The following is a 7,006-nucleotide window of genomic DNA, read 5'->3' on the forward strand; positions in this document are numbered from 1 at the left end:
CTCCAGCGCAACGGATTTCATGCGTGACTTGAGCTGGTTTCCGCCAAACGCCGGCAGCAAGGTGAAGACGGTCGCAAACACCGCTATCGCGACCAGCATCGCGATCAGGAAGCTCGGATCCGTCAGGGTCTTGATGACTTGCTCGGTCATGCCAGCATCCTAGACTTCGAAGTTCATCATCTTGCGCATCACCAGGATGCCGATCGACATCCAGACCGCAGAGCAACCAAGGATCAGGTTTCCGACGCTGGTGTTGAACAGCGGCATCAGGTAGGCCGGGCTCGACAGGTAGACGAGAAAGGCGACGATGAAGGGCAGCGCCCCGATGATCGCGGCGGATGCCTTCGCTTCCATCGACAGCGCCGCGACCTTGGCTTTCATCTTCTTGCGATCGCGAAGCACGCGCGAAAGATTGCCCAGCGCCTCGGAGAGATTGCCGCCGGCTTGCGATTGAATCTGGATAACGATGCCGAAGAAGCTTGCCTCGGTGCAAGGCATGGTTTCGGGCATGCGCAAGGTCGCGTCGGGGATAGAGAGGCCCATCTGCTGTGAATCGACGATGCGGCGAAACTCGGTCTTCACGGGTTCGGGCGATTCGTTGGCGATCAGGCGCACGGCATCGTTCAGCGGCAGGCCGGATTTGACCGCGCGCACGATGATGTCGAGCGCGTTTGGAAATTCGTTGAGGAATGCCTTGACCCGGCGGGCGCGGCGAAACGTGACGAACCAGCGCGGCAGGCCCAGCCCCCCGGCCAGCAGCACGCCCGGCAAGGCGATCAGCGGGGCTCCGGCCACGAAAGCGGCCATCGTCAAAACGATACCGCATATTGCGGAATATATATAGAAACGCTCGATGGTGGTCTTGAGGCCGGCCTGACGAAGCTGGGCTTTCAGCGGCGGCTTCTTGACGCGGCTGTCCTTGGTTTTCTGCTTGGCGTCGAGTTCGTTGAGAGAATCCTGAACCGATTTGCGCCGCTTGGCGGCTTCCGCCACGCGGTCGCGCGAGGCCTTGACGACGGAGCGATCCGTCTCGGCGGTCCTGATTGTTTCGAGCCGCTTGCCGACCTGTTTCTCGTTGCTGATCCGGGTGAACAGAAATGCATAAGCGACGGCGCCGGCGCTGAAGCCGGCGAGCACGACAAACGCCAGTACTGTGCCGTCAATTCCAAACATTGGCCCGAACCCTTACACCCCAGCAGACGTCAGTCAGCGCGTTTCTCCATCGCCTCGAGCGCAATGGCGAGACGCTGCTCCTCGCCGTAATAGCGTGCACGCTCCCAGAAATGCGGACGGCCGATGCCGGTCGATACGTGCTCACCCAACAGCCGGCCGTTGGCGTCCTCACCCTTGATGTTGTAGAGGACGATATCCTGCGTGATGATGACGTCGCCTTCCATCCCGATCACCTCGGTGATGTGGGTGATGCGGCGCGATCCGTCGCGCAGGCGCGCTGCCTGGATGATCACGTCGATGGAACCGACGACGATTTCGCGCACTGTCTTCTGCGGCAGCGAATAACCGCCCATGGCAATCATGGATTCGATGCGGTTCAGGCATTCGCGCGGGCTGTTCGAGTGGATCGTGCCCATCGAGCCGTCATGGCCGGTGTTCATCGCCTGCAGAAGATCGAACACTTCGGGTCCGCGCACTTCGCCGACGATGATGCGCTCGGGCCGCATGCGCAGGCAGTTCTTGACCAGGTCGCGCATCGTCACCTCACCCTCGCCCTCCAGATTGGGCGGGCGGGTTTCGAGGCGCACCACATGCGGCTGCTGCAATTGCAGCTCGGCCGAGTCTTCGCAGGTGATGACGCGCTCCTCGCGGTCGATATAGTTGGTCAGGCAATTGAGCAGCGTGGTCTTGCCCGAACCGGTACCGCCCGAGATCACGATGTTGCAGCGAACACGGCTGATGATCTTGAGAACTTCGGCGCCCTGCGGCGAGATGGCGCCGAACTTGACCAGTTGGTCGAGCGTCAGCTTGTCCTTCTTGAATTTGCGGATGGTGAGCGTGGCGCCATCGATGGAGAGCGGCGGCGCGATGACGTTGACGCGGGAGCCATCGGGGAGGCGCGCGTCGCAGATCGGGCTGGATTCGTCGACGCGGCGGCCAACCTGGCTGACGATGCGCTGGCAGATGTTGAGGAGCTGCTGGTTGTCACGAAAGCGGATGCCGGTCTGTTCGACCTTGCCGTTGACCTCGATGTAGACGTTCCTGGAGCCGTTGACCATGATGTCGGCGATGTCGTCGCGGGCGAGCAGCGGCTCGAGCGGCCCATAGCCGAGCACGTCGTTGCAGATGTCCTCGAGCAGCTCTTCCTGCTCGGCGATCGTCATTGCGAAGTTCTTGATCGCGATGATGTCGTTGACGATATCGCGGATTTCCTCGCGCGCACTTTCAGGATCAAGCTTGGAAAGCTGCGACAGATCTATGGTGTCGATGAGTGCGGAGAAGACCTGGCTCTTGGTATCGTAATAGGTTTCGCTTTTTTCGCGCTGTGCCCGCTTCGGCTCAGGCGCCAATGGCGGTGCCTCGACCGCACGGCGCGCCGGCGGCGCGACAGGCGCGCTTGGCGCCGCGGGCCGTGTCAGAACCGCCGTGTCCACGGAACCTGCAGCCGGCGGCGCAACAGGCGCCGGTGCTGGCTGGCGAAATTCCGGCGTGAACCGGTTGCCGTCGTCGCTGCCTCTTTTACCAAACATGATCGACTACCGATTCCACTGCTGAAGCGTCACTTCTTGTTGCGCGAGAGCTTGCCGAGCAGGCTGCCGAGCCCGGCCTTCTTCCTGATCTTGATTTCGCTGCGCCCGGTCAGCACATGCGCCATTTCGTTGATCATTGCGACGATCGGGTTCTTGGCATCCATTTCGCCAAGCATGCGTCCGTTGTTGGCAGCATTGCCGAACAGCAATGGATCAAAAGCAATGACCGACATTGGCGACAGACCGAGCGGCTCGGCGAAATCGGCCGGCGAAATCTCCGGGCGTTTCGGGACGCCGGCCTGGTTGATGATAAGCTTGGGCGGCGGATCATTGGGACGAAGCCGCTTGAGCATATCGATGAGGTTCTTGGTGTTGCGCAGATTGGCAAGTTCCGGTGTCGCGGTGATGACGATCTCGTCGGCCTTGACCAAGGTGTTCTTGGTCCAGCCCGTCCAGGCATGGGGGACGTCGAGCACCAGAAGCGGCACGCTGCGCTGGGCGGTGTCGATGAGCTGAACGAAGGCCTCTGGATCGAAATCATAGACCCGTTCGAGCGTCGAAGGCGCCGCCAGCAGCGACAGATGCTCGGCGCACTGGGTCAGCAGCCGGTCGAGATAGACTTCATCGATGCGTTCCGGTGAAAACACCGCCTCGGCAATGCCTTGCGCCGGATCCTGGTCGAAATTGATGTTGGCGGTGCCGAAAGCCAGATCGAGATCAGCGACGACCACTTCGGATTTGAACAGGGAGGACATCGCCCAAGCCACATTGTGGGCGATCGTGGAGGAGCCGACACCGCCCTTGGCGCCGACGAAGGCGATCGAGCGGCCGAGCGGCTCGGCTTCCGGATCGATGAAAATCGACGACACCACGCTGACGATGTCGGCCATCGAGACCGGAGCGATCACATATTCGGAAATGCCGTTGCGGATGAGTTCCCGGTAGAGGCCGACATCATTGTAGTGGCCGATCACCACCACCTTCGACGTCGGATCGCAATATTCCGAAAGCTGGGCGAGTTGTTCCAGCAATTGCTTGGGCTCGCTGCGCGATTCCAGCAGGATCAGATTGGGCGTCGGCGCCGATTGGTAGAATTCGATGGCAGTGGGAACACCGCCCATGTGGACCTTGAGATGCGCCTTCGTCATGCGACGGTCCTCGCCGGCGCGCTCGACCGGGTTGGCAACACCCTCGGTCTCGCAGAATGCCTGGATCGAGATGCGCGGGATCGGCCGCAACGCCTGCATCGCGGCGATGTCCTGCTGCGAGGTATCGCTGCCGTCCACCGGGGCGTCGTAGGCAAGGTTGCTCATCGTCATGCTCTCTCCCGTGGCCTGTTCTATCCGAGATTTGCGGCTCAGTACGTCACTTCCGAATTGCCGAGGAACTCTTCCGAAATGCCTCTCTTTTGGTAAACATCGATGGCTTGGCTACGATTTGCCGGATCAATATTGGCAGATTTACGCGGGCCGAGCAGGTCGGCGGGATTGGCCATCTGGGCGGCAAGATTGTTCTGATAGGAGCAGCCGAAGTCGGCATAGTGCTTGTTCTCCGATGTCTCCATAAGATCTTCGGGCCAGCGGCCGCACTTATCGGTCTGGGCTTTCACCGAGATATAAGCAACGCGAATCGGGGCAGAGGCTTCGGCGGAGGCGGACTGATAGGAGGTCACGACAATCCGATTGCGCTTGATGCCGCTGGCAACCGCCAGCCGGGCGAAATCGCGGGCCGCCGTGGTCGCGGCGACCTCGTTGGCCGATCCGCTCGGGACCTGGATCGTCAGCGTCGGGGCGGCACTTCTGTCATAGCCATCCAGGAAGCCAAGAAGCGTATCGCGCTGGGAGCCGGTCATGCCGCGGTCACCGGCGCCGACAGGCAGGTCGATCTTCTGATTCTTCTCGGCGATGACGATCGGATGGTTGGTGCGGTAATCGTCCGGAATGGCGCCGACCGTGATGCTGTCGCGCTGGGCGCAGCCGGCGAGCAGCGCCGCCACCGCAACCGCCAGGACAGGAACGGCTCGCCGGCAGACCCGTGAACGGCCGAGACGGGTCGTTGCGGCGATGGTGCTTGCCTTCAATGCTGACTGAGACATGTCCGCTTCCCCGCTTACTTGTAGATGAAGCCGACAACGCCGTGGTAGCGGCCATTGGGCTTGTCGGTCTGCATGGTGCCGTAGACGCGATTGACGCGGCCAAGGAACATGCCGGCGCCATCGCTGGCGGCGTTGAAATTGTCGTCCGGCTTGGCAAGGTCGTTGCGCGCCACCGGCTTAACCAGATAGGGCGTGATGATGATGACGAGCTCGGTCTCGTTTCGCACGAAATCCCTGCTGCGGAAGAGCGCGCCAAGCACCGGGATCTTTGTCAATCCAGGCAATCCGTTGACGGCTTGCCTGACATCGTCGCGAACCAGGCCGGCGATCATCATGGAGCCACCGGATGGCAATTCCACCGTTGTGTCGGCAAGGCGCTTGCGCAGCGACAGGGCATTCATGCCGGGACTCGTCACGCCTGAGGAGAACGATACGGATCCCTCGGTTGTCGGCTCGGAAACCGACGTCCTGACTTTCAAACTTATGCGGCCGGGAGACAACACAACCGGCTGGAATTCCAGGCCGATGCCGTACTCGATCTTTTCGACGCTGTAGGTCTTCAGGCCGGTCTGGTTGTCTTGCGATACATTTGCCGAGACACCCGTGACCATATTGTATTCACCGCCGACCTTGAAGGTTGCCTTCTCGCCCGACACAGCCGTCAAGGTCGGCTCGGCCAAGGTCTTCATCACCCCGGACTGCTCCATAGCGTTCACATAAGCCTGCAGTCCTGAAGCGCCGATTTGAAAGCCGGAATTCGACAGCTGTTTGCCGAGACCCGTGAAGTTGTCGCTGATTGCGCCGTAACTAATGCCGTTGCTGCCGCCGCTGCCAACCATGTTGACGCCGAGCTGCTTCATCACCGAGCGGCTGACTTCGGCGACCGTGACCTTCAGCGTGACCTGGTCGTCGCCAATGATCTGGATCAGGTTGACGATCTGGCTGGTGCGGCGCTCCTGGTCCGGATTGTTGATGTCGACACCGCTCTGGGCCGAGCCGCCAGCCGCGGTCTGCGAATATTGTCCCGTCGTCGCTTCACCACCCGACACGAACATGTTCGCCAACTGTTCGGCGCGCTTGGCATCCAGGGGGGTATCCACGGTTCCTGTGAGAACGACGTTGTCGTTCAGCAGTTCCACCTTGACAGCCGACGTCGGCAGGAAGCGCCTGATATAATCTTCAAGGCCGGCAACGTCGCGTTCGACGGCCAGGTCCAGGCTGACGATCTGCTCGCCATTGGGGCCGAAGACAAAGATGTTCGTCTCGCCGACCGCCTTGCCGAACAGATAGATGCGCCTTGCGGTGCGGGTCACCGCATCGGCAACCGCCGGATTGGCGACGAGAATGTCATAGGCATCGCTCGGCAGGTCGATGACCACCGACTTGTTGAGGCCGAGCTTGACGCGCTGGGTGGCCGTCGATGCCGTGACCTGCGCGTTCTTTGCCTCGACGACGCTGCCTTGCACATTCGTTCCGACGAGCAGCAGGCCGAATGCCGCGGCTACGATTGCCGGCAGTTTGCCACCTAGCTTCATTTCCTTGCTCCCACTTCGGAAACTTCGCCCGACTTGATCAGCCTCACCGTTCCCCTGCGGCCATTGCCGGAAACGAGATAGTCGGCCTCACCCACATTCTTTTCCTGCGTGTCCGCGACCGCCCGCAGCGCCAGGGTCAGGCGATCCGCCATCTGCTGGGCGACGGTGATAATCTCCGCCTGCTTGGGCGTCAGTTCCAGCGTGGCGGTCTGGCCCACCCTGGTCTTCTTGCCTTCCTCGTCCTCCTGAATGGTCTGGTCGATGGCCAGGACGCGGATGTTCTTGAGGATGGTCTCGGTGTTGAAGCCGGCGGCACCGCTGGCGGCATCGGCCCTGCGGGTCATGATGACGTCGACGAAATCGTTGGGAAGAATGAAGCCGCCGGCCGACGTGTCGGCCGAGATGGCCGTGGCGACCGCCCGCATGCCGGAAGGCAGGATCGACGACATGAAGCTCTGCCCCTCCCCGATCAGCTTGGAACGCCGCAGCGGCTCTCCGGCATACATCGCCACACGGGCAATGGAACCCTTCAGCTTGTCCAGCGCCTCGGGCTCGGCGGTGCGGGTGATGAAATTCGCGTTGACGCCGTCGGCGGGCCAGGATTGCCAGGCGATGTTGTTTTGGATCGGGCTGCCCATCGGAACGTCGCCTGAAAGCACAAGCACATCCTGGAG

6 protein-coding genes and 1 pseudogene are annotated in these 7,006 nt (G+C 61.4%); all 7 read right to left on the reverse strand.

Features of this window, described 5'->3' with window-relative positions; all coding sequences use genetic code 11:
• Nucleotides 1–150: pseudogene (locus EN925_RS40720) on the reverse strand (type II secretion system F family protein); the annotation flags it as partial.
• Nucleotides 151–159: 9 nt separating this feature from the next.
• A complete protein-coding gene (locus tag EN925_RS16625) occupies nt 160–1,173 on the reverse strand; it encodes a type II secretion system F family protein (protein WP_013533679.1) in 1,014 nt (337 codons plus the stop codon).
• 29 nt (nt 1,174–1,202) lie between these two features.
• The gene (locus EN925_RS16630) at nt 1,203–2,702 is read right to left on the reverse strand and encodes a CpaF family protein (RefSeq protein ID WP_013533680.1); all 1,500 of its coding nucleotides are present in this window, start codon (nt 2,700–2,702) and stop codon (nt 1,203–1,205) included.
• 29 nt (nt 2,703–2,731) lie between these two features.
• Nucleotides 2,732–4,021, reverse strand: coding sequence for a CpaE family protein (locus tag EN925_RS16635; RefSeq protein WP_013533681.1), 1,290 nt, complete (start codon nt 4,019–4,021; stop codon nt 2,732–2,734).
• Between the two features lie 38 nt (nt 4,022–4,059).
• Nucleotides 4,060–4,797, reverse strand: a complete 738-nt coding sequence (locus tag EN925_RS16640; protein WP_013533682.1) for a pilus assembly protein CpaD — start codon at nt 4,795–4,797, stop codon at nt 4,060–4,062.
• A 14-nt stretch (nt 4,798–4,811) separates the two neighbouring features.
• Entirely contained in the window at nt 4,812–6,332 is a 1,521-nt protein-coding gene (locus EN925_RS16645) for a type II and III secretion system protein family protein (protein WP_013533683.1), read from the reverse strand.
• A partial coding sequence (cpaB, locus tag EN925_RS16650) for a Flp pilus assembly protein CpaB (protein ID WP_128336712.1) occupies nt 6,329–7,006 on the reverse strand: 678 nt, incomplete at its 5' end. The genes EN925_RS16645 and cpaB, both read right to left, overlap by 4 nt.

This window comes from Mesorhizobium sp. M7A.F.Ca.US.006.04.2.1 (genome assembly GCF_004022915.1).
In the GTDB taxonomy this organism is placed as follows: domain Bacteria; phylum Pseudomonadota; class Alphaproteobacteria; order Rhizobiales; family Rhizobiaceae; genus Mesorhizobium; species Mesorhizobium ciceri.